The following is a 24,238-nucleotide window of genomic DNA, read 5'->3' on the forward strand; positions in this document are numbered from 1 at the left end:
ACGATATGCCAGATATTCAGCCATGGTGGAAACGGTTTACTGCTGGGCTAAATGAGTTTTATCATGCACCATACCGTCAGACGATGGCACGTGCAGCACGTGATGAAGAAGATTTTTTTATGCTACTCATGTTTGCTGAGAGTTTAGGTATTGATAATCCTGCCAGCTTTTATACGCTAGAGTTGCAGCCTTTATTTTTAGAAAATTTCCACGAATGGCATACTAGAATGGGCATGGATAGATGTCCCTTTGACCACGTTGGATGTTGCTAATAGCAGCTATAGTCAAAGAACTCTAAAATGGGTACAAGGCAGCCGACTGCAGATTGTACAAGTAGTACATCTAAGGAGGATAACGCCATAGCGGTTTAGTATTTCACCGACTATATATTGATTAAAAAAGAGAGATAAGCATGGCATTACATTCTTTACAGGCATTGGTAGAGCAACTAGTAACACAACCGATTATATTTATCGGTGGAAAAGGCGGTGTGGGAAAGACTACGACTGCCGCTGCACTTGCCAGTTACTATGCCAGCCAACAGAAAAAGACCTTAATTGTCTCAACCGATCCAGCACACAGTTTAGGCGATGTATTAAATGTTCGACTGAAGAACGAAAAAACAGCGATATCACCTTATCTAGATGCGATTGAGCTAAACCCTGACACTATCGTTGATGAGCATTTTGCACAAGTTGAGCGCACCATTACAGCCTATGCCAATCCAGATATGATGCCCAAGATTCGAGAACACCTAAAACTGTCAAAATCAGCACCAGGTGCACAAGAAGCGGCGATGCTTGAGTCTATGTGCCAACATTTAGTGAACGCTGCAGATGCAAATTATGATCACATTATTTTTGATACGGCACCAACAGGGCATACTCTGCGGTTACTGGTGCTACCAGAGATGATGGGTGCGTGGACGGACGGACTGCTTGCACAGCAGCGCCGACAGTCTAAATTGCGCTCGGTGGCAAATCATTTGGACAGTCACAATCAAAAAAATGATAAAAATGATGTGGCAAATCCATTTGCAGCAAAAAAATCCGACCGTTGGGAGCAAGCTGTATCTGTGTTAGAAAAACGCAAGCAGCTGTTTCGTCAGGCAGGAATACTACTTCATGACCGTGCACAAACAGCGATTGTGTTGGTCATGACTGCCGACGTATTGCCATTGGCTGAGACCAGACGCGCCATCAAACAGTTAGAAGAAAGTAAGCTCACGCCAGCAGCAATAGTCATCAATCAGCTGATAGCACCGACTCAGTCTGATGATTTTTGGCAGCGTCGAGCAGATAGGCAGCAGCAACTCGTGCAGGATATAGAACAAAGCTTTACCAAGTATCCGCTATATCCGATTTATCTGCAGCAAACTGATGTACGTGGTACTGATGCACTCAGTGCTTTATTGCGACCAGTACTATAAATATTCGAGAATAACACTGACAGTTCTTTTATTTGCCAAGTGTGTAATTATGATCAGTTTGGCTAGTCATTATTATACGACTGCAATTTAGCTGAAAGCGACCACGCCATATCTGCCCGTAACAACTGAGCTTGTTCAGATTTTCCACTACTAAGTGATGACCATTGCGGCTTGCCACGTGCTTTTTTTAACTCACTTGGTAATTTATGCGTTGGCCATGGCGTCACTAAGTTGTCGTCTTCATTTTGTTCTGATTCAACGTTATTTTTTGCGCCTTTATATATCAGCTGGGTCGCATCTGTTGCAGCATGTCCACGATGACGTAGTGCCGTGAGTAAATCTATCGAGCGAGTGGCTAATAGTGTCAACGTAGCAGGATCAATGTATAAGCGTTTTACCCCTGAGATCCTATCAGCAATACTACTGGTGTTAGATAATAACCCTCCTGCAATACCACCAATCGCTGCACCCAACCCCAATGTGGTGCCTAGTGCTGCTGCATCAACACCTAAGCCTAATAGTGCGCCGGCTGCTGCCCCAGAGGTCGTGCGTATGCCGTAGCTCTTTAACAGCTCAGGGTCAAATGGGTCTTGCTGGTATGCTTGTAATTCAAGGGGCGTTGCAGCAACTGCATTGTCATAAAACTTATATAAATTAAGCAAATTATGCTGCATAGCACGCTCGCTTTGGCGAACAGCTTCCTGCATTTGTGCCAACACTGGCATAGGATCGTCGCTGTCATTAATCTCACGAACGAAAGCGGTGACATTGATCAGAAAGTCAGCAATGATAATATTTGCTTCATCACTCAATTTTGCCCAATTTTCCGTCCGACGCTGCATCAGCTGCTCAAGCATCTCAGAGTGGGTAAGCATGGTGGCTAGGTTTTTCCATAAGCGCATTTCATCTTCGAACTCAAAAGCAACCGAATCAAAACGCGTGGATATATGCAAGTTTCGTCTTGCCAGCATCGTCTGCCATTCGTCGATATTGGCATCTTGACTGTCCGTGAAATTAAAGACAGGCATCACAGGGATAGCAACCCAAGATAAAATAGCCAGCTCATCTTTATACTTACCCAACACTGGCTCACGCGCATCAACGACATAGATGGCCATATCGCTTGCCAGCAGTTGCCGAATCACTTTGGCTTCTTGGCTATAGTCATAGTTGTCTGAATGGTCTACACCTTGAGCAATATCCGACGCTAAGAATTGCTGCAATCGTTCAATACCATCACGCCGACTGGCCGTATTATCTTCTAACCAATCCATCAATCCTGAGGCATCTTCTAGACCAGGGGTATCATATAGTGCGACTAGCACTTCGCCAGTTTGGCTATCTGTCAGTTGCGCCTGCTCGACATGCCGTGTGGTGGCAGCCTCGTTTTTAACTTCACCAAAATAAACGTCACGTAACAAGGTACGCAAAATAGAGGTCTTACCGGTATTGGTATGACCAACGACCGCCAGTTTGAGCGCTTCACCACTGGCTACCGTTTTCTTAGTCATCGTGGCATCAGTAGTAACAGCATCAGGCGCTACTGCATACCCTTTATCCGCAAAGAGCCCAACTGGTTTGTCATTGTTTTTATTATTATCATAATTGTCGTGGTCGTTATTCATAATAGAATCTTATATTAATGATGAATATTCAAAAGCGTTATGCGGCACTGGGTGGTCTGAATAATACTTTTAACTTCTGCTTAAATCCTTTGGCACGAAAGACACGCTGCCACATACGATAAAACACTCCAAAGATTAAACCAATAATATTATCGTGACTGGCTTCACCAACTGCACCGTATTGAACTGGGTTATTGATGGTATCTTCTTCTACATAAGTACCAAACCAGCGATCAAAGATGATAAGCACGCCGCCGTAGTTTTGGTCAATGTATTCATCGTTGGTACCATGATGGGCACGGTGATTGGATGGAGTATCAAAAATATACTCAACCCATTTCGGAAATTTGCCAACGGTTTCCGTATGGATAAAAAACTGATAAATAAGATCAAGTGCGTAAAAGAAAAATACCCATACTGGATGTACACCAAGTAGCATCAACGGCACAAAGAATAACCACCAACCTGTGACTGAGTACAGTAAACTTTGGCGCATCGCAGTGGATAGGTTCATATTATCATCAGAATGATGCAATACATGGGCAGACCAAAACCAATTCATCCGGTGCGAGGCACGATGGAACCAATAATAGCTAAACTCAACCGCGATAAATATAGGAATAGCCGTCAGCCAAGTGACCTCAATGGTAAACAATCGATATTGATATAACCATAAACAGATGGGTACGACGATAAGGGCTTGTACCACCAGCTCAAAACCCAAGTAAGAGCCACCCAAGCTAAAGTTGGTCATTGCACGTCTCCAACTAAAACTTTGACCATTACCGCGCTTAGATTGATAAAACCACTCTGCTAGGAATAATAAGAAAAACGGTCCACCTGCCAGCGGTAATAGCCACTCTTGCCAGTGCGCAGGCAAAATACTTGTTAGCATTGGGTGCCATGACTCAGGAGAAATGGTCAAAATCGTTTGATTCAGCGCCTCTTTATAACCATCCAATATCTGACCATATTGACTTAGCATCATCAGGTCGTTATCTGCTGCTGTCATACTGGACTCCTTTCCATTATGAGTTATCCTTAGCCTACCGACGAGCTTTGAAATACCTTTCTCTAACCCTCAGCATTCACCAAACCGATTTTTCGAGCAGAAAGCGCTGTCTGCCACTGCTGATAGCGAACGCCTTGGTTTTCCACTTGTTGTGATGCCGAAGCATTTGCAATGTTTGAAGTCTCATTATTCACGTGATTGGCAGTCGGGCGAGTATCACGAAGCAGTTTTACAATCAGCCCCTCTGTTGCATGACTGGCAATCTGATCAAGCTTACGCAATGTACCACGGTCAGGCAGCGCTTTATTATGAATACCCAGTACAACTTGTACTGGGTGACTGTCTAAATACGTCTTTAACCGTGCCATATCGTCACGATCATCTAATATGCCAAAATTTTCCACATCGCCTGCAAGTGTGTTATCAAGACCTGATTGCCACCAATTATCTTGCTCGGTTGGGTATTCAAGTAGCGCAACCAGTTTCTTGCCAGCACTCACGGTTGCTTTTGGTGCGACAGGGGCAGGTGCTTCGTTAAAATCATCGGCGTCTACCACATGACGTTGCCAAAAATTCAAAATCTTTTGATAATAGGGCAGTTTTATGTCCAAACGCATTTTTTTACAACGGAACATCAAAGCACAAAACGCCCAAGCAATCGCTCGTGGTACGATGCCATACATCAGCAAGCTACCAACCAATAACCCTGCCCATTGCCGTGCGACAGATAATGGCATGGCATCTGTCACCAATCTGCTCTGTGCGATAGCGGTACTGTCCGGCACCCCAAATCCCACCATACTAGGTAGCCAGCCTAATACCTGAGTCAAAGTAATAAGCGCCTGATCAGACAGTAAGGTCGACTCCCAACTAAAGCTGTACTGGCGCACAACCAACAAAAATACAATCGCCAGTAGCATGCCGGTCAACGTCGCGAGCCACAATTGATGGCTAAATCGACCGAGATACCATCGCATACCACTATGCTGCAATTGACGTTCGTACAAGTTAACCGCTGCCTTAGTCACATCATCTTTGCCACGTATGAGGTAACTGGGACTGACAAAACTGGCAAACCAATTAGAAGATTGCTTGCCTTGATTAATCAGCGTCATGGCCAACCAGCCCAAGAGCATAATAGTATGAAACCCTAATAGACAAACCAACACATAAAAGAAGTTAACCACATTGGCCTGTAATAGCGTAAACAGCCCTAAAAATCCTGAAATACACCACACCACGCTCATCACGATCATGATGCCTTTGATACGGCCGTCAATTTTACCCAAAACTTGTGCCAACGCACCGTTACTATCGATACGTGAGGCTCGGCGATGCAGCTTTTGGATGGGTTTGCCATCTTCGCCTTGCAGTTTTTCTGTGATGAGTAGCGGGTCAGTGGCAAACACATGCTGCTGTGTCTCAAGCGTGCGTACCAACTCAGTCAATTGATCTTGGGGTGATAGCATAATGCGATAACATCCGTATAAAAGCGTTGATTTAGAATGGTCATAATTGATTATTGTAGCGTATATATAATAACGATAGCCTCTATATCAACGATTTTATTTTTAGAAAAATGGAATCCATAAGGGACTTATAGTTGGCGGGCTTCATTCGTAACTACCCACCCTTTAAACATTTCCATCATGGTAAAGACCATAAAAGTACGCCAAAATGAACCGTATATACGACAACAAGAACGATAAAGTTTATAAAAGCTCAGTCAAAAATAATCCAAAAAAGGAATCGTCATGAATAATAAAACCTATCTAATCATCGGTGGTACAGGTGGCATTGGTAAAGCCATGATAGAGCAGCTGACCGCCAGTACAATACAGGACACGCTTGTCTTTGCTACTCACCATAAGAATATACCTGATTTCGAAGCACCCAACTTACATTGGATATCGATGGATGTCTGCGATGAGAGCAGTATCGAGCAAGCGGCTGACATCATGAAGCAGCAGACAAATCATATCGATTGGGTCATTAACTGTGCGGGATTATTGCATACTGACACGCAGCAACCCGAAAAAGCCCTACGTCAGATGGAGACTGAGTTTTTCTTACAGAATATGCAAGTGAATGCCCTAGCCAGTTTACTTATTGCCAAGCACTTCAAACCACTACTGGCAAAAGCCACACGTAGCAATGACACGCCCGCAATTTTTGCGACGATATCGGCGCGAGTGGGTAGTATCAGTGACAATCAATTGGGTGGTTGGTATAGCTATCGTATGAGCAAAGCGGCACTCAATATGGGGATGAAAAATCTGAGTATCGAATGGGGAAGGTCGCTTAAAGACGTATGTGTGGTGGTCATGCAGCCAGGAACGGTCAACACGCAACTCTCAGCACCTTTTCAGAGTAATGTGGCTGACGGACATTTATTCTCGCCAGCCTATAGTGCAGAGTGCTTGCTAGAAGTATTGAGTAATATGACCACTACTCAATCAGGCAGCTTTGTAGATTGGGCTGGAGAGTCCATACCTTGGTAGTCTTAACAATGTTTTCACAGTATTGATGATCTATATATTGAGAGTTAAGAGCATCAATATTGATTTAGGTCATCAAATACAACAAGCCTAGAACAAATAAAGCCGCCATAATCAACAGTAAAAAGCTTAGTACTTTACTCGTCGTAGAGGACGCACCTGTACTTTCCTTTTTTACTTTGACTTTTTTGACAACGTGCAGAACCATTTTTACATGTTCGATATTGTCTTCGAGATAATGCTCACCCTCTGGTACAAACCCTAGAGATTCGTAGAAGCTAATTAAGTAAGCTTGTGCAGAGATGATGATAGGGCGTTTTTTACCGTATTTTTTACGGCAATGCGCAATGGCATGATTCATCATATCTCGTGCCAAACCCTCCCCTCGATGGGCGGCTAATACCAGCACTCTGCCAATAGAGGACATAGAGGCATCGCTTACTTTGGTCGTCGCATCGGATGATGATAAGTTAGACCGTAACTTATTAAATTCAGGCGGGATAATGCGACAATACGCCACCAACGCCTCGTTCTGATGCGCAATCAAATGCAGGCAATCAAAATCCAGCTCATCCATATCTTGATAAGCACAGTTTTGTTCGACCACAAACACTTGCGAGCGGGCTTTTAAAATATGATATAGATCAACGGAGGTTAACTCATCGAACGTTTTAATAGAAAAGGTACAGGTCATAATTAAGCAGCTTTTAACAAATTGATTATTGAGGTTAAGTACAATATTAAATGGCGATTAAACATCGGAACGGTTCAAGTAATGCGCATTATAACGATTTAAGTACGTATTAACCATTCCTAACCATGTAGGGTTTGACTGATTTTATCCAAGTTCAAGCTATCAGACATGGCGCTAAAAATCTCAAAATACTTACCACGTTTTTTATACAGTTCTTCATGCGTGCCTGTCTCTACCACTCGGCCATTTTCTATCACCACCAAATCATCGGCATCAATGATTTGCGCAATATTGTGCGATACGATAATCACGGTTCGATCTTCTTTAATCAAATCCAAGCTTTTTTTGACTTGCTGACTGGCAATTGCATCAAGGCTGGCCGTGGGCTCATCCAAAAATACGATGGGTGGATCCTTTAAAAACATTCTTGCCAGCGCAATACGTTGCTGCTGACCACCAGATAATGATTTTGCTTCGCTCTCATAACCCTGTGGTAGCTGAATGACTTGCTCATGAATAGAGGCTTTTTTGGCAGCAGCTACAATGTCTTCATCGCTCGCACTCATGTCACCATAACGAATATTTTCCCCAATCGTACCTGAAAAAATATGGTTACTTTGCAATACAAGCCCAATTTTTTGGCGCAATGCCTGCGTATCATAGTCGTCTAAATCATGTCCATCTAAGCAAATACTGCCCGCGTCTGGCGCATAAAACTTTACCAGCAAGTTGATAATAGTGCTTTTACCTGCGCCACTCAGGCCCACTAGTGCAGTAATACGGTTGTGTTTTATGGCGAAGCTGACATCGGTTAGGGCCTTTGTGCCGTTAGGATAGGTAAAATCGACGTTTTTAAGTTCGATATGACCTTGCAATTTATCACTTTGTAAACCGCCAAGGGTTTCAATTTGGCTGTCATCTTCTAAAATATCGAAGAAGCCTTCTGCATAAGTTAAGGCATTATTGATTTGGTCATAAATACGATGCAGCTGACGGATAGGGGCGGCGACATTTTGAAACAACATGACATGAAACAAAATCATACCGATGGTCATCTCACCTTTTAAGACAAAATACGCGGTAAGTAAAATAATAACCACCACGCCAATCTGTTCGATAAAAGTTTTGATGGCATCATAAATAAAGGCAATGCTACGAATACGTAGCTGATTGTCAGTCATGTCTTTTTGGATAACTAAATGCTTTTGGGCTTCGATTGGCTCACGTACAAAAGATTTGACCACGCTGATGGCATTAATTAAGGAGATGACCAAGCCGCTTTTGGCTTCGCGATAGCCGCGCATTTGTCGACGAAATCCTTGTAAACGATTGGCTTGTTTTTGACTAATAAAGAAATAAATGGGCACAATAATAAGCCCGACCATACCTACCCAAAAATTGGTCGAAAACATGATAACAAGTGACACAATGGCACTGGCAAATAGCGGCAGCATATCAATAAAAAAGTTTTGTACCAAAGTGGTGAGACTACTTACGCCTAGATCGATACGGGTTTGTAGTTTGCCACTGTCGTTATTGCTACTGGTATAAAACGACATGCGATAGGTCAATATCCTCTCGACCACCTTTTGAGACAAATCCCTTGATAGATTGATGCGGATTCTTTCACCAAAATAGCGCTGCCCAAACGAGATAAAAATGGACAGTAGCTCTTTTATGAGTAGCACGGCGCTAATAATACTCAGCATACGTACACCAGCTGCCCAAGGGTCAGCAAGGGTAGCGATATCGGTTAAGGTATCTACGGTATAACGCAAAACAAAAGCATTGACCTGCGCGGTAAAAGAGCCGAGCACAGTCAGTACTAAGGTCAGTAAGATTAATGCTTTGTAAGGTGCAGCAAACACAGCCAACTTTTTAAGGATAGACCACAGCAAAGCGCCCCGTTCTACTTTATTGGTGGGCGGCTTGTTATTAAGTGGTACACGGCGCGGTGGTGTTGGCATATCGAAAAACAAACCTAACGTTTAGGGTGAATTTTTAATCTAGCTCAGCTCGCAAAAATAAGTCAGATATCAGTTTGTCATCTTCACACGCTTGCTTAAAAGCTAAAATGAAAGCGCTTAAGACCTTTTTATCTGAAGAATAAGCCACAAACATGCTACCCTCTGGATCAAAATTTACTAGATTTTCCCATTCAGGATGCTGTTCTTGCAAAAATACAGCTGCTAAACTTCCCCAGTCATAACCGTTGCCTTCAAACCCCTCATCTGCACGTGTGGCGAATATATCCGCCTTATAAGAGCCGACGTCACTCAAACATACAGACGCGCTATCTTTATGCTCTACCCAAAAAAAAAGGGCTGATTTTTTGCTCAAAATCTAGATCACTCATGATGCTATACCTTTAGACATTAAAATCTCAGAATATATAGCATATTATCAGAATTATCGGAGAAATAGAGTGGTTCATCCATTTTAGATATGCGATATCATGATTGGTAACCCGTTCTCATCGATCTAAAATGCATCAGCTGGCACAAAAACCTCACCAACCATTATACGGCGAGCTGAGCGACTCATTGATACTTTCTTGGCTTGCCAGCGGCCATCGACTTGCTCTGTTTTTCCACCGACCAGCAACGTACCGGATGGGTGACCAAAACGTACTTCATCGAACTTCTGACCACCAGCGGCCTCATTTACCAAGGTTCCTTGTGTGGTTGCCGCTGCTGCAATGGCGACGGCAGCTGTACCCATCATGGCATGATGCAATTGCCCCATGCTCATAGCACGTACCACCAAATCAATCTCGCCAGCATCAACCGATTTGCCACTAGAGGCGGTATAGCTCTGTGCTGCGCCTACCCAAGCGACTTTAGGAATATGTTGGCTGGTCTGCGCCTCGCTCACATCTTTAAACAAGCCCATCGCAACGCCGCCTTTAGCGCGGATAGTCTCAAGCTTGGCAAGTAGCTCACCGTCGCTGTTGATATTGCCTTGCAACTCAGTACCCGTAAAGCCTAAATCTACTGCTTTCAGAAAGATAGTTGGGATGCCTGCGCTGATAAAAGTGGCTTTGACGCTGTCGGTAGTTAAGCCACAACCAGATACATCGAAGTCATCGACCAAGTTGCTAGTAGGGAACATATCGCTAGTGGCATCGACAGGATCAATAAATTCAATTTTAACTTCAGCAGCAGGGAAGGTTACACCATCTAATTCAAAGTCGCCTGTTTCTTGAACTTGTACCTTGTTTTTCTCATCCAAATAGACAGGCACATGCGCAATGATGGTTTTTCCAATATTCTCTTGCCAGATACGCACTTCACAAATACCGCTATCTGCATTGTCATTGATGCTGTTATTGATCTTATCAGCGTCAACCAGTCCCATATTAATGGCACAGGCACCAACCGCTGCGGTTAAATTGCCACAGTTTCCTGCCCAGTCAATCATAGGTTTGGCAATATTGACTTGCCCAAACAGGTAATTCACATCGTGATCTGATTTGTCAGAGTTCGATAAAATAACCGTTTTTGAGGTGCTAGAGCTACCATTACCTAAGCCATCGATTTGTTTGCCGTAAGGATCTGGACTACCGATGACACGTAATAAGAAGTTATCGCGCGCTTGGCCTGCGACTTGGCAACGCTCTGGTAGATCCGATAGTTTAAAAAACGTGCCTTTTGAGGTGCCACCGCGCATATAGGTAGCAGGAACGGATAGTTGCGGGGCAAAAGAGGGTGTTGATTTAGAATTGGTTTGGGCCACTGTATTAAGTCCTTTTTATATTGTTATAAGATTAGGTATGATGCCATCAGCAAGTAAACATGCATGACTAAGAACGTTCGTTAATAATGATAGCGACAAGAGATAATCGTCAGATAGTTATCATCAACGGCATATACCAACCGATTGGCATCATCGATGCGTCTTGACCAAAATCCAGATAGGTTTTCTTTTAGGGGTTCAGGTTTACCAATACCTTCAAACGGATTACGCTTACATTCGGTGATGAGCTTATTAATACGTTTGAGAGTTTTTTTGTCTTGTGTTTGCCAATACAGATAGTCCTTCCACGCAGCATCTGTCCATGCTAGTTGTTCACTCATTATCAGACCTTTTGGATTGATTAAAATCTTTGAGTTCAAGCATTCTCAATGTCGCTATCCGTATGCTCATTACCTGCTGCTAAATCAATTAGCTCACGCGTAACGGTCTTGCCAGCTTGATATTGGGCAATAGATTCCGCTAAGTGTGCCGCATTGGCAGGAGATTTTAATAGATAGACAGTTTCCATCAGGCTGTTGTAATAATCAAGCGACATAACTACTGCATCATCAGCGTCACGGCGGGTCACGATAGTGGCGTTGGCATCATCATTCACCGTATCTAGAACGGACTTTAGGTGCTTTCTGGCTTCTGAAAAACTAACGACTCTCATGGCTTACTCCTTTCATGATGTACTTTATAACTTGTACAATATAAAGTACATATTACGCCATTGGTTAAGTAAACTCAACATTTAGCTGTTATCTAATACTTAGGTATAAGTTAGAAAAACCAATGTATAGAACGCAAAAGAAATAAAAGCCGATGTCATATAAACAGGTTATACAACATCGGCGACTTTTATACTTTTTTGTTTATCATGCTAAAAACCTACATGATAATCTTAAACAATATCCAACGTACCCTCGATAAACTCTTTGGCAAAACGTTGCAGCATACCGCCTGCGTTATACATTTTTACTTCATCAGCAGTATCAAGTCGGCAGATAATAGGGGTTTCAGTGGTGCTACCATCAGCACGTTGGATCACTAGAGTCATCAACCCGCCAGCAGAGACATCACCAGTCACATCAAACACTTCGGTACCGTCAATGTTCAAGGTCTCACGGGTAACACCTTGCTCGAACTGTAGTGGTAATGCACCCATACCGACTAAGTTTTGACGATGAATACGCTCAAAATCTTCTGCAACGACTACTTCTACGCCTGCTAGACGCACACCTTTGGCAGCCCAATCACGGCTAGAGCCTTGACCATAACCATCACCTGCGATAATGATAAGTGGCTGCTCACGGTTCATGTAGGTCTCAATCGCTTCCCACATACGCATGACTTGACCTTCTGGCTCAACACGCGCCAGTGAGCCTTGGATTACCTCACCATCTTCATCGCGTACCATTTCGTTCAATAGTTTAGGGTTGGCAAAGGTGGCACGTTGTGCGGTTAAATGGTCACCGCGATGGGTGGCGTATGAGTTGTAGTCCTCGGCAGGCAAGCCCATGGTATCTAAATACTCACCAGCAGCTGATTCACCCAAGATTGCATTTGATGGCGACATATGGTCAGTTGTGATGTTATCACCCAACACTGCCAACGGACGTAAACCTGTTAGCGTATTCTTTTTCGCCATTTTGCCTTCCCAGTACGGTGGGCGGCGGATATAGGTCGTCATTTCACGCCAGTCATACAGTGGGCTTAAAGCTTTACCGGTATCTTTTTTGGCTTCATCAAACATAGGGATATAAACGGCATTGAACTGCTCAGGTTTAACTGCTTTGGCAACAATGGCGTCAACCTCATCATCATCAAACCAAATGTCTTTTAGATAGACATCATTGCCTTGTTGATCTTTGCCCAATGAGTCTTTTTCGATATCAAAGCGAATGTTACCAGCGATGGCGTAAGCGATAACCAGTGGCGGCGATGCCAAGAATGCTTGCTTGGCATACGGATGGATACGACCGTCAAAGTTACGGTTACCAGACAGTACTGCTGTAGTGAACAAATCATTATCGATGATTTCTTTTTCGATATCAGGGTCCAGTGCACCACTCATACCATTACATGTCGTACAAGCAAAACCAACCACGTCAAAGCCGATCTCTTGTAGCTCAGGCATCAACCCAGCTTCTTCCAAATACATTTTGACCGTTTTTGAGCCGGGTGCTAATGATGATTTTACCCAAGGCTTACGTAACAATCCTTTGGCATTAGCATTACGGGCGACGAGGCCTGCAGCAACCATATTGCGTGGGTTTGAGGTATTGGTACAGCTAGTAATGGCAGCAATAATAACCGCACCATCTGGCATCATGCCGTCTTTTGGTTCTGGTAGCTTTTCATCAGCGCCATGAGCGATACCTTTAGCAACCAAATCTGTGGTTGATACACGTGCATGCGGGCGAGAAGGGCCTGCCATATTACGTACGACTGCTGATAGATCAAACTCAAGCACGCGTGCGTATTCGGCTTTTTCCATGCCGTCAGCCCATAGGCCAGTTTGCTTGGCATACTGCTCAACCAATTTGATCTGAGCCTCAGAACGACCGGTTAGGCGTAGATAGTCGATGGTTTGCTCATCGATATAGAACATCGCTGCGGTGGCACCATATTCTGGTGTCATGTTGGAGATAGAGGCACGGTCACCGACGGTTAATTGGCGCGCGCCGTCACCGAAGAATTCAATATAAGTAGACACCACGCCGGCATCACGCAAAAACTCAGTCATCGCGAGTACCAGATCCGTACCCGTAATGCCTTTTTGCAGTTTGCCCGTTAGTTTGACGCCCACATAATCAGGGAGGCGCATATATGATGGATTGCCCAGCATGACGCTTTCAGCTTCTAATCCGCCAACGCCGATGGAGATAACACCCAACGCATCAACCATTGGCGTGTGGCTATCCGTACCAACCAAGGTATCGGCAAAAGCGACTTCTTCACCCGCTTTGTTTTTTACCACTTGTACCACGGGTGACATTTTCTCTAGGTTAATCTGATGCATGATACCATTACCTGGTGGTACGACATTCACATTATTAAAAGCGTACTGACACCAGTTGATGAAGTGAAAGCGGTCATCATTACGGCGCTCTTCAATCGCGCGGTTCTTCTCAAATGCATCTACTTCAAAGCCTGCGTGCTCAACGGCTAGTGAGTGGTCAACGATGAGCTGAGTTGGCACGATTGGATTTACTTTTGACGGATCGCCGCCTTGTTCAGCGATGGCATCACGTAGGCCTGCCAAATCAACAAACGCGGTCTGACCTAAGATGTCATGACATACCACGCGGGCAGGGTACCAAGGAAAGTCGAGGTCTTGCTTGCCTTCGATATGCTGCTTTAGTGCATTGGTTAACTCTTCTGGTGGGCAACGGCGAACCAAGTTTTCACACAATACTTTTGAGCAGAATGGTAGTTTGTCATACGCACCAGCTTCGATGTTTTCGACAGCCTCACGGGTATCAAAGTAATACAAATCAGTATCGGGCAGTGGCTTTTTAAAGGGTTCATTCATTGGTTGTACTAGTGCATTGTCCATAAGTCACCTTTAGCGGTTGGCTGGTTTAGATTAAAATTAATAAAAGATATTCTCTTAGCAAAATCGTTGTGTTTCTCGTTTTTAGTGATAAAAAGCGATAAATAAAGACTTTGCTAAAAAAATAATATTGAGGTCATTAAGAAAAAGAGGTTTTAGCCGCCAAATATAAAAATATATTTAGCAGCTAAACAGGTTATCGGTCATGACATATCATGTCATGACCGATAACCAAAAGAGATATTAACGCGCACTCATATCTGGTACTGGACGTAACTCTTCACCAGTATATTCGGCACTTGGGCGAATGATACGGTTGTTAGCACGTTGCTCAAACACATGAGATGCCCAGCCTGTTAAGCGAGAGCAAACAAAGATAGGTGTGAATAGCTTGGTAGGGATGCCCATAAAGTGATAGGCCGATGCATGGAAGAAATCAGCATTACAGAACAGTTTCTTCTCACGCCACATGACTTCTTCACAGCGTACTGATACTGGATATAACACTTCATCACCAACGTCCGCAGCTAGCTTCTCAGCCCAACCTTTAATCACGACATTACGTGGATCTGACTCGCTATAGATCGCATGACCAAAGCCCATGATTTTGTCTTTGCGTGCCAGCATAGCCATCATTTCTGTCTCAGCTTCATCAGCTGAACCAAAGCCTTCAATCATATCCATCGCGGCTTCGTTCGCACCGCCATGCAAGTGACCACGTAATGAGCCAATCGCGCCTGTGATACAAGAATGAATGTCAGATAAAGTAGAAGCACAAACGCGAGCGGTAAAGGTTGAAGCGTTGAACTCGTGCTCTGCGTACAAGATAAGAGACACGTTCATCACTTTCGTGTGTAGCTCGTTTGGTTTCTCACCTTTTAGCAGATGCAAGAAATGACCGCCGATGGTTTCATCATCCGTTTCGGTTTCGATACGCACGTTATCATGCGTAAAGCGATACCAGTAGTTGATAATCGATGGGAAAACAGCAAGCATGCGATCGGTTTGATCGTTTTCTTCTGCAAAGTCAGTCTCGGTCTCAAGGTTACCAAGCATAGAGCAACCAGTACGCAATACATCCATTGGATGTGCAGTCGCTGGGATACGCTCTAATACGTCTTTTAGTGCTTGTGGCAGACCACGTAAGCCTTTTAGTTTGGTTTGATAAGCATCAAGTTGGCTCTGATTTGGCAGGTTGCCGTACAGTAGCAAGTAGGCCACTTCTTCAAAGATGCATTTGTCTGCCAGTTCTGACACGTCGTAACCGCGATAGGTCAGACCTGAGCCTGACTTACCAACAGTAGATAGTGCCGTCTTGCCAGCGACTTGACCACGTAAACCTGCGCCTGAAAGTTCTTTCTGTGCTGCCATGATTAAATTCCTTTTGTGGGTAGCTTTTTTGGGTAAAAAACGGTGTTTCCGATAATGAATTTATTGGTTAATAACTGACTATAGCGCCAGTTGAGCATTACGCAGGCTGTTCAGGCTGTGGGCCACCTAAATCGACATTGCAACGCTTAAATTCGGCTTCGATAGGCACGTTTAGCACTTCCATTGCGCTGCCTTCGCCTTCTGCATTATTAATCTTCATATACTTAACGCCAAGCGGTGATTCCCTGAATGTTTGAATTTCCGTCATCTCTTCTGGAGTAGGTTCAGCCATTGGCGTTGCAATTTCTTCGCCATTCATGACGAGCAATTGCTCATTGCCAAAAGCAATCAACTTTTTCCCCACCTCTGACGTATAAAAGTCATCCAACTCTTGCAGCTCTGCATCGGTAAACTGATTCTTATAGAAGCTGTCGACTTCTACTTTACCTAAGTCTTCATCGCGCGACTCAAGGCAGCTTACTTGCTCTGCACTGAGTGTACCGCTATTGATAATCGGTGCAAATAATAGCTTGTTGACAGTGTCTAGCGTAATTGTTGTCATTACTAGGTCGTCTTGAGTGGCGGGTGCAGCAGCCTTATCTGTAGCAACGACTTCAGCAGTGCTTGCATCGCTAGTCGTGTCGTCAGCAGTTTCTGGTGTTTTATCACAGCCCGTCGTAAGCAACAACGCAGCGAGCGTGCAGCTAAAAATTGAAGATTTAACGATAGAACTAGGGGTAAAAAATGACATAAATAACCTAAAGGTAAGTGAAGATGAGTGTCGTAAAGATAACAGCAGTAGCAATGTATCTTTTGGCGTTGCTAGGTGATAATTAAGATCACTAATTAAACTAACTAGCAACTAGCTACTAATCATTAACTATTTGTTATCAGCGAATAGCTTGTCTAGCGTTTGCTCAAATTCATGATAATTCAAGAAATCATACAATTCCATACGAGTTTGCATGGTATCGACAACTTTGTCTTGTGTACCGTCGTTCAGTAAATGCTGATAGACGTTTAATGCCGCTTTGTTCATCGCACGGAAGGCTGATAGCGGATACAGCACCATATCGACTCCAACGCCATGCAGCTGATCAGTAGTATATAAATCAGTCTGACCAAACTCAGTCATATTTGCTAGCACAGGAATGTCTAGTACATCGGTAAACTTACGGTACATCTCGATATCGGTTAACGCTTCAGCAAAAATCATATCTGCGCCAGCTTCTTGGAATGCAACAGCACGTTCAACAGCAGCATCAAGACCTTCTACAGACAAGGCATCTGTACGCGCCATTACTACAAAGTCAGGATCGGTTTTGGCATCTAGTGCCGCTTTTAGACGGTCGACCATCTCTGAGATACTAACGATTTCTTTATTAGGGCGATGTCCACAGCGCTTTTGCGCCACTTGGTCTTCGATATGTACGGCTGCCACGCCTGCTTTTTCCATTTTTCTAATGGTCTGGGCAATGTTAAAGGCGCCACCAAAACCAGTATCGATATCAACCAATAGCGGTGTGTCAATGGCATCGGTGATACGGCGAGCATCTTCTAAGACGTTATCGAGACTGGTCATACCCAGATCAGGCAAGCCAAATGAGGCATTGGCCACGCCGGCACCAGATAGATACAACGCTTGGTGACCCACTTGAGTTGCCATCATTGCGGTATAAGCATTAATAGCGCCAACAATCTGTAGTGGTTGGTTGTTATCGTTTTTTTGTTTCAAGGCACTACGGAAGCGCGCGCCAGCAGATGATAAAGTCATGTTTTAATCCTTACTTGGAGGGATGATAATCTCTTTATTGTTATCGATTATACCCAATTATCGACCACTGAGAAGGGGGCCTTTACCATTTTTAGTTAAATTTATTAATTTATCTATTAACTTAATTTAATAGTATTTAATATATAAATAGCTATATGCATAGATCAATGTTTCATATGCACTACTATTCATTTTAGTAAAATAATTTCATCAATCACCCCTTAATATTTACATTTATTTACAAAGACAAATTGAGTGCCCATCTGATTTTCTAAACATCACAAAAGAAAAAAGCCCTAATAGCGAGGCTAAAAGGGCTTTAAAGAGTATTAGACGTGATATGGATAAGTGTTTAGCCAAAGAGGCCTGCAAGGTTGGCTAAGAATAATAAGGCAACGCCACCTAGGAACAGTAAGCTTATAATTGAATAAGCATTCATACCTGCTGATAGTTTTTGATGCTTCTTAACCAATGAATAATTTAACCAACCAAAGATAGGGGCAGAAACAAACGCTGATATCATAGCGAACTTCAACATAACGCCCAGTTGTCCAGTGAAGAAAGTGATAATTACTAAACCGCCACCAATAGCGTAAGTCGTCCAAAAGGCGACTTGTTTTTTATTAATATCGCTTTCACCTTTCAGTAAACGCCAGCACTCAGCATTCGCACGGCCATAGCCATCAGCACAAGTAATGGTCGTGCCGAACATACACATGAAGGCGATAAAGGCGACCAGAAGCCTTGACCATTCACCGATAGTAGCCGTATACATATTGATAAGCTGATCAATATAAGCGACGCCTGCGGTTTGAATCTCCTGACCAGAACCATACTGAACGAAAACACCTAATGATAAAAAGAATAGCGCTAAAATAGCAGAAACCAAAAATCCCACATTAAAATCAAGCAAACCTTGTTTGTGAGTGGTGTGATCGGCTTTGACTTTGGCAGATGTCCACATTGAGGTAATGGCAGCAAATTCAAGCGGCGCTGGCATCCAACCCATGAGTGCCACAATAAAGCCTAACGTTGCTAAATTCCAAGGAGAGGTGGGAATAAAGTCAGGCGTCATCACCGTTGGTTTGCCAGCAGCAATCATTACTGCCAACACCGTTGCGGAGACCAGAGCAATCATAATCCACTTAGTCACACCATCAAGTAGTTTATAGTGGCCGGCAAGTAGAAAAAACCATGATACTGCTACGATGATTAATGATAGCGCCATCGTAGATAGACCAATGGACGCGGGTAGCATAAAGCCTAGTATCACTGCAGCAAGCAGGGTCACCGCTCCTGTACTAATCACTGCTGATAGGATAGATAAGACAAAGTAAATCCACAAATATGCTTTTGAGCGTTTAGCATAACCTGCGATCAAGCTTTCGCCCGTATCATAGACATAATCAGTGCCGAAGCGAAAGAACGGATACTTAAACACATTGGCTAAGATAATCATAATGGCCAGCTGCCAGCCATAGATAGCACCAGCCTGCGTTGATGAAATAAGGTGAGAGCCGCCAATAGCAGCAGTCGCCATTAGAATACCAGGACCAAAAATGCGCCAGCTGAAGCCTTCTTGGGCAGTGCCAGCCATGTCGGTGTTGTTGAGTTGTTGTGCGGTCATGAGTCCCTCGAAATAGTTAAATAGCCAGCCATCACGTCCTGTGATGTACTGCCAGCAACCATTACAGCAATGTGTACAAAAAAATAAGCGGTGACTGTATCACACCTTGTACGGCTCGTAATAATGATTATTTTTACGGTCAACACCAATAGATAGTTAATGATTGGCCGTTTTTTAGCTGGGCGTGATAGCGAGATTAGCACTTAACAGTCAAGGTTGACAATACTCACATAAATTTCTGCTGACGATAGGTAATACCGCGCTGCTCATAAACATGATAAATAGCAGTGAGTAAGTTAGGAATACTAGGATGAACGAAGTCTCTTAGCGTGTGTAGATAGATAGGGGAGGTGACATTCTCATGCACCAAGCTTTGGTAACTGATTTGCTCGGTACGCACCGTTTTTAGGCTGGCAGGTACGAGGGTAATACCTTCACCAGCAGCCACCAAACCCAGTGCTACCTGTAAGTCACTCACTGTTGTGGTCATAAATGGTGAAATGCCGTATTGTGCAAACAAATGTAGTAATGGTTCGGTAATAGGCGTATTAAGTATGGACTGCTTTTTTGTTGTACGGTTGTTTTTTGTATGAGCGGTCAACTTTGCGCTCTGTGCGTTCGATGTCGATACGGTTGTGGCTATCGGCAAATGCGTTTGATGATATAGAATCAAGCGGTTGTTTGCCAAGTCTATCAGGCGCTGCTCACGTATATGCGCTAAGGCGTGTGCTTTTGGCAGCGCGACGACGTAACGCTCATGCCGTAGTAATATTTGCTGTATCCAAGGGTCTTCGTGGGCAAAACGACCAAAGCCAATATCGATTTCACCGGATTTGAGCGCCTCTATTTGTTGGTATGAGCTGATGTCTTTTAGATTGACTTCTATATCGGGGCTAGATTGCTTGAGCATCGCAATTATTTCGGGAAGTAAACCATAAAGCACAGAAGGCACAAAGCCAATGTTTAGAATGCTACTTGGCGCAGACAATCGTTGAGTCATACTGGTAACGGTGTCAATCTCTGTCAGTATGGTGCTGATTTTATCGTAAAAAAATGCGCCTGCTTCGGTCAGATCTAGCGGCCTATGATAGCGATCGATCAACTCTACGCCCATGTCTGTTTCGAGTTGTTTGAGCAAACGACTTAGGCTTGGTTGTGATAAGCCTGTTTTGGTTGCGGCTGCACTAAAGCTGCGCAAATCTGCGATAGCGATAAATGCATTAAGCTGTTTTAAGTCCATATCCTCAAACCTGTTTTTATATATTGTCTTTATATTCATCAGTGTAGTAGCAATATTATGCTAGATATATTTTACAAATATTATTGATATCAAATAAATTGTGCTTGAAGATAATACAGCGAGCAACTATATTGTTTGTTTACGATATAGTTACAATTTAGTGATAAATTTCACAACTCATTCTAGCAGTCATTTAATACCAGTAGAATAAACTGGTTTGGTATTATTATATGAGCGACAAAAAAACGGATGTTGAGATAGGTTTTGAAGAAAAGTTGGCGAAAATTACCAATAAAAAATCGCGTACTCGCACCAATAACGATATCTATGATCGCTTCATCAGTCGTGTCCAAGGCACTGAAGATGGCTGTAATGATAACAATAATACGCAGTCACGAGATAAAGTAACAGATTCCATTGCTGCCGAAACAGCAGATACCGAGACAGTTTTTGATTTCTCAAATCAGAAAGCATTTGTAGAAGGAGTGTTCGATACAGATAAATCATTAGAAGTGGAATCTGATGATAATCATTTGGATGATGACAATAACAATGCCATTGATTCAGGCTCTGACGTACAATCTGATCCCGAAGCGACTATTTATGATGACTGGGATACTCAAGAGGCGCAGATACCAGAGGTGGTTAGCGAGCCCGAGCCCGCAGCAACAGCACAGAAAAAGCTAGCAAGCAGTAAAAAATCGCTTATTATGGGTATTGTTTTTGGCTCATTATTAATTGCCGTTATCGTCGCAGTGCTTATTTTCACTGGCGTTTTATCCACTTCAACCAATACCGCTGTACCTGATAATGCAGGATCAAGCCTCAATAACAATATTGAGACCATTGAGACAGAGGTAACGACAAACAGTATGCCTGCTGATGATATTGAATCGGAAACAAGCACAGATGAGAGTAAACCTGAGACTGAGCCAAGCGCTATAGACACACCAGTAGCACCGTCGCAACAAGATGGAGTAGCTAGTGAGAGTCAAAGTAGTACAACCAATGATGCAGAGGCAACTGAGGTGCCATTATCAGAAGCTGCATCTAATGAGTCAGAAGCTGATACTACTATCAGTTATGAAGCGTTCAGACAAGAATCACAAAATACACTATATCGTGATACCAATGACTAGGTTTCACATACCATATGCTTTGTATAGTCAAATTCATATAGATCCGCTACATTTTCATCCTTGCTAACGATACTAATGTACAGCTCTTGCACACAACTTGCTTGTATCGAAATTATTTGAATTCAACTATATGGGTGGCCAGATACTCATCGCTCTATTTAATGTTAATGGAATTGCCGCTAAGATGGTACTGTCTTCAATGAAATCCTCTCTACACTGCCACACCGAATAAACGTCCAATCATCGATGTGGCCAGCATTGCAATCGCTCCCCACGAAATGATCCGAATGACAGCAGGAATGACGGGCGCGCCGCCCAAACGAGCAGATATCACACCTAACAGAATGAGACCAAGTAAGGTAATGAATGCCAATGACCAGACCAATGTCTGCGCTGGTAATACCATGACACCAATCACGGGTAATATCGCTCCAGCAATGAACGATAATCCTGAAGCAATGGACGCATGAATCGGCTTTGCTTGACTAAGATCGGTCAAACCAATCTCGTCACGAGCATGTGCTTCAAGAGCATCATGTTCAGTTAAAGCCACTGCCACTTGATGAGCCAACGTGTGATCAAGTCCGCGCGTCTCATAAATTTTCGTTAATTCAAAGAGCTCTCGATCAGCATTATGTGTCAGCTCATACTGCTCTTTGGTTAAATCGGCTTTTTCGGTATCTGCTTGCGAAGACACCGAAATATACTCGCCAGCCGCCATTGACAATGCACCTGCTGTCAATGCTGCTAGTCCGGTCAATAGCATGGTTTGGCTACTAGGATTTGCCGCTGCCACGCCGACCAGTAAGCTGGCAGTTGAAATCAATCCATCATTCGCACCTAATACGGCTGCTCTTAACCAATGATTGCGGTTGCTAAGATGAGGCTCGTCATGAATAGAATGATTCATAGATATCCTTAGAGAGTGGTTAGACACTTAAGACTTAATTACCTATTATCACCCAGTTTTTTTATAAAGTAAGATTTCTTTAACTTCATTATTAAATGTATAAATGTGCTCATAAAACGAGCTTTCATCTCATCCAGTCATTTTTTGGCTCATACTAAATAAATGAATTATTTAGCCATTGCACTTTCTAATATCGTATAGGCCGCTTTGACCCTATCTGCATTAGGATAGTTCTTATTTGCTAAAATGACGATGCCTGATTTTTTGGTAGGGATATAAGCGATATATCCGCCAAACCCATTGGTAGCACCTGTCTTATTGACCCACACGTTGTTTAAAACGGGTGTAGTATGGTTGTCTGTGGTAATCGTTTGAGAATTAAGTACTACCTCCATTGAATTGCCTTCAAGCAAGGTATCCAGTGAAGTAGGAAACGGATACATCTCCCATGCTAACCCTTGTGTAAAGGCGCTCGCCTGATAGTAACCTTTTCTATTATTCTTCAATGATTGCTGAATATCCTTATCGAGAGACACCAGCCCCATATTGGCCGCCATATAGCGAGTCATATCTGCACTGGTTGATTTGATCCCGTAGGCTTCTGCATCCAACATACCAGGGTTGACTCTAATGGCGTCGCCAGCAGCGTTATAACCAAACGCATAATCAGCCATTCTATCACTAGGAACATTGACAAAAGTATTTGGCATGTTGAGTGCTGGCAGGATTTTATTTTCCATCAGCTGCGTGTAGTCAGAGCCCATACTTAGCGCAGATATATAGCCAAACAGCCCGATGCTGGCATTTGAATACAGACGTTTTGAGTTGACAGGGAATACAGGCTGCCAAGATTTATAATAGCGGAACAGTGCTTGATTATCGGTGACGTAATCAGGTACTTGAAGCGGTAGACCACCTGCCGAATAGGTGGCTAGATTAATCAGTTTGGTATTTCCGATAGCACTGTTTTTTAGATAAGGAATATAGTTATCAGCGGTATCTTCTAATGATAGCGTGCCATTCAGTTCAGAATAACTGGCTAGAGTAGCGGCAAATGTCTTGCTGATAGAGCCTAATTCAAAAATCGTGTTTTCTGAGACAGGTATTCGGGCTTGTTTGTCTGCTAGTCCGTAGCTATAGAAATAGGACTCGCCATCGATAATAATACCAAAGGCCATGCCGGGGATATCATGCTCTTTCATCAATAATTTGGCTTGCTTATCAACCTCAATTTTCAAAGTCTCATTATTGCTTGCTGCTTGTGCTGCTCCAGACATTAATGAGGCTGCAACTAAAATGGTAAGTCCGACTCGATTTAAGGTGTTTTGCACTGATTTTTTCATTATGTGGTTATTTGTCCGCTTTGGTGGTTTATATTTTTCTAATTAGGATTTGGTTGTTTTTTCACAAGCACTTGTATAAATTTACTTTGAATTGACGATGCATCAGCAGCTGGTATAGCAATGGCTGTATTCTTGATGATTCAGGCATGTTGTCGCTATTTTTACCAAAACCGTATTTACCTTCGACAGTTACAGCAGCGCTATTTTTAATTATGGCAAAGAAGTTATATAACTACAATGATGACTGAAAATGTAAATCTATAAAACTAAATTCTCCTAATA

General features: G+C 43.2%; 21 protein-coding genes. 4 read left to right on the forward strand and 17 right to left on the reverse strand.

What is annotated here, in order from left to right; all coding sequences use genetic code 11:
- The first annotated feature begins 5 nt into the window (after positions 1-5).
- Both I6E61_RS03575 and I6E61_RS03580 read left to right on the forward strand, forming a co-directional pair.
- The gene (locus I6E61_RS03575; protein WP_194196816.1) at positions 6-272 is read left to right on the forward strand and encodes a cory-CC-star protein; all 267 of its coding nucleotides are present in this window, start codon (positions 6-8) and stop codon (positions 270-272) included.
- A gap of 140 nt (positions 273-412) precedes the next feature.
- The gene (locus tag I6E61_RS03580) at positions 413-1,429 is read left to right on the forward strand and encodes an ArsA family ATPase (RefSeq protein ID WP_197129932.1); all 1,017 of its coding nucleotides are present in this window, start codon (positions 413-415) and stop codon (positions 1,427-1,429) included.
- A gap of 62 nt (positions 1,430-1,491) precedes the next feature.
- On the opposite strand, the gene I6E61_RS03585 is transcribed toward I6E61_RS03580, so the two are convergent.
- The 3 genes from I6E61_RS03585 to I6E61_RS03595 all read right to left on the reverse strand — a co-directional run bounded on the left by I6E61_RS03585 (position 1,492) and on the right by I6E61_RS03595 (position 5,535).
- Positions 1,492-3,054: a DUF3482 domain-containing protein gene (locus I6E61_RS03585; protein WP_197129934.1), complete on the reverse strand. Its 1,563-nt coding sequence runs from the start codon at positions 3,052-3,054 to the stop codon at positions 1,492-1,494.
- A 37-nt stretch (positions 3,055-3,091) separates the two neighbouring features.
- Entirely contained in the window at positions 3,092-4,066 is a 975-nt protein-coding gene (locus tag I6E61_RS03590; protein ID WP_197129936.1) for a sterol desaturase family protein, read from the reverse strand.
- A 62-nt stretch (positions 4,067-4,128) separates the two neighbouring features.
- Complete coding sequence (locus I6E61_RS03595; protein ID WP_197129938.1) at positions 4,129-5,535, reverse strand: DUF2868 domain-containing protein; 1,407 nt, start codon at positions 5,533-5,535, stop codon at positions 4,129-4,131.
- Between the two features lie 285 nt (positions 5,536-5,820).
- Here I6E61_RS03595 and I6E61_RS03600 point away from each other — a divergent pair, with 285 nt between their 5' ends.
- On the forward strand, positions 5,821-6,567 hold the full coding sequence (locus I6E61_RS03600; RefSeq protein ID WP_197129940.1) for an SDR family oxidoreductase: 747 nt from the start codon (positions 5,821-5,823) through the stop codon (positions 6,565-6,567).
- Positions 6,568-6,631: 64 nt separating this feature from the next.
- On the opposite strand, the gene I6E61_RS03605 is transcribed toward I6E61_RS03600, so the two are convergent.
- The 12 genes from I6E61_RS03605 to I6E61_RS03660 form a co-directional block, all read right to left on the reverse strand.
- Positions 6,632-7,258 (reverse strand): GNAT family N-acetyltransferase, encoded by a 627-nt coding sequence (locus I6E61_RS03605; RefSeq protein ID WP_197129943.1) that lies wholly within the window; start codon positions 7,256-7,258, stop codon positions 6,632-6,634.
- A gap of 119 nt (positions 7,259-7,377) precedes the next feature.
- A complete protein-coding gene (locus tag I6E61_RS03610) occupies positions 7,378-9,225 on the reverse strand; it encodes an ABC transporter ATP-binding protein (protein WP_197129945.1) in 1,848 nt (615 codons plus the stop codon).
- Positions 9,226-9,259: 34 nt separating this feature from the next.
- Complete coding sequence (locus tag I6E61_RS03615) at positions 9,260-9,598, reverse strand: Imm51 family immunity protein (RefSeq protein ID WP_197129947.1); 339 nt, start codon at positions 9,596-9,598, stop codon at positions 9,260-9,262.
- Between the two features lie 141 nt (positions 9,599-9,739).
- Positions 9,740-10,993 (reverse strand): 2-methylaconitate cis-trans isomerase PrpF, encoded by a 1,254-nt coding sequence (gene prpF, locus I6E61_RS03620; RefSeq protein ID WP_197129949.1) that lies wholly within the window; start codon positions 10,991-10,993, stop codon positions 9,740-9,742.
- An 80-nt stretch (positions 10,994-11,073) separates the two neighbouring features.
- Positions 11,074-11,334, reverse strand: a complete 261-nt coding sequence (locus I6E61_RS03625) for a Txe/YoeB family addiction module toxin (protein WP_037025847.1) — start codon at positions 11,332-11,334, stop codon at positions 11,074-11,076.
- A 35-nt stretch (positions 11,335-11,369) separates the two neighbouring features.
- Positions 11,370-11,666 (reverse strand): type II toxin-antitoxin system Phd/YefM family antitoxin, encoded by a 297-nt coding sequence (locus I6E61_RS03630; protein WP_197129951.1) that lies wholly within the window; start codon positions 11,664-11,666, stop codon positions 11,370-11,372.
- A 231-nt stretch (positions 11,667-11,897) separates the two neighbouring features.
- Positions 11,898-14,531, reverse strand: coding sequence for a Fe/S-dependent 2-methylisocitrate dehydratase AcnD (gene acnD / locus I6E61_RS03635; RefSeq protein WP_197130746.1), 2,634 nt, complete (start codon positions 14,529-14,531; stop codon positions 11,898-11,900).
- Positions 14,532-14,795: 264 nt separating this feature from the next.
- Positions 14,796-15,923: a 2-methylcitrate synthase gene (gene prpC / locus I6E61_RS03640; protein ID WP_194196505.1), complete on the reverse strand. Its 1,128-nt coding sequence runs from the start codon at positions 15,921-15,923 to the stop codon at positions 14,796-14,798.
- A 97-nt stretch (positions 15,924-16,020) separates the two neighbouring features.
- On the reverse strand, positions 16,021-16,674 hold the full coding sequence (locus tag I6E61_RS03645) for a DUF2059 domain-containing protein (RefSeq protein ID WP_197129953.1): 654 nt from the start codon (positions 16,672-16,674) through the stop codon (positions 16,021-16,023).
- Between the two features lie 129 nt (positions 16,675-16,803).
- Complete coding sequence (gene prpB, locus I6E61_RS03650; protein ID WP_197129955.1) at positions 16,804-17,697, reverse strand: methylisocitrate lyase; 894 nt, start codon at positions 17,695-17,697, stop codon at positions 16,804-16,806.
- A gap of 352 nt (positions 17,698-18,049) precedes the next feature.
- Positions 18,050-19,324: an NRAMP family divalent metal transporter gene (locus tag I6E61_RS03655; protein ID WP_227685658.1), complete on the reverse strand. Its 1,275-nt coding sequence runs from the start codon at positions 19,322-19,324 to the stop codon at positions 18,050-18,052.
- A gap of 226 nt (positions 19,325-19,550) precedes the next feature.
- Positions 19,551-20,564 (reverse strand): LysR family transcriptional regulator, encoded by a 1,014-nt coding sequence (locus tag I6E61_RS03660; protein WP_197129958.1) that lies wholly within the window; start codon positions 20,562-20,564, stop codon positions 19,551-19,553.
- A gap of 230 nt (positions 20,565-20,794) precedes the next feature.
- Here I6E61_RS03660 and I6E61_RS03665 point away from each other — a divergent pair, with 230 nt between their 5' ends.
- A complete protein-coding gene (locus I6E61_RS03665; RefSeq protein ID WP_197129961.1) occupies positions 20,795-21,703 on the forward strand; it encodes a hypothetical protein in 909 nt (302 codons plus the stop codon).
- 211 nt (positions 21,704-21,914) lie between these two features.
- Here the strand turns inward: I6E61_RS03665 and I6E61_RS03670 are convergent, their stop codons facing one another.
- Both I6E61_RS03670 and ampC read right to left on the reverse strand, forming a co-directional pair.
- Entirely contained in the window at positions 21,915-22,613 is a 699-nt protein-coding gene (locus I6E61_RS03670; RefSeq protein WP_197129964.1) for a VIT family protein, read from the reverse strand.
- A 167-nt stretch (positions 22,614-22,780) separates the two neighbouring features.
- On the reverse strand, positions 22,781-23,944 hold the full coding sequence (gene ampC / locus I6E61_RS03675; protein WP_320158567.1) for a class C beta-lactamase: 1,164 nt from the start codon (positions 23,942-23,944) through the stop codon (positions 22,781-22,783).
- Positions 23,945-24,238 lie beyond the last annotated feature (294 nt).

The sequence above is a fragment of the Psychrobacter sp. NZS113 genome, from assembly GCF_015864825.1.
Lineage (GTDB): Bacteria > Pseudomonadota > Gammaproteobacteria > Pseudomonadales > Moraxellaceae > Psychrobacter.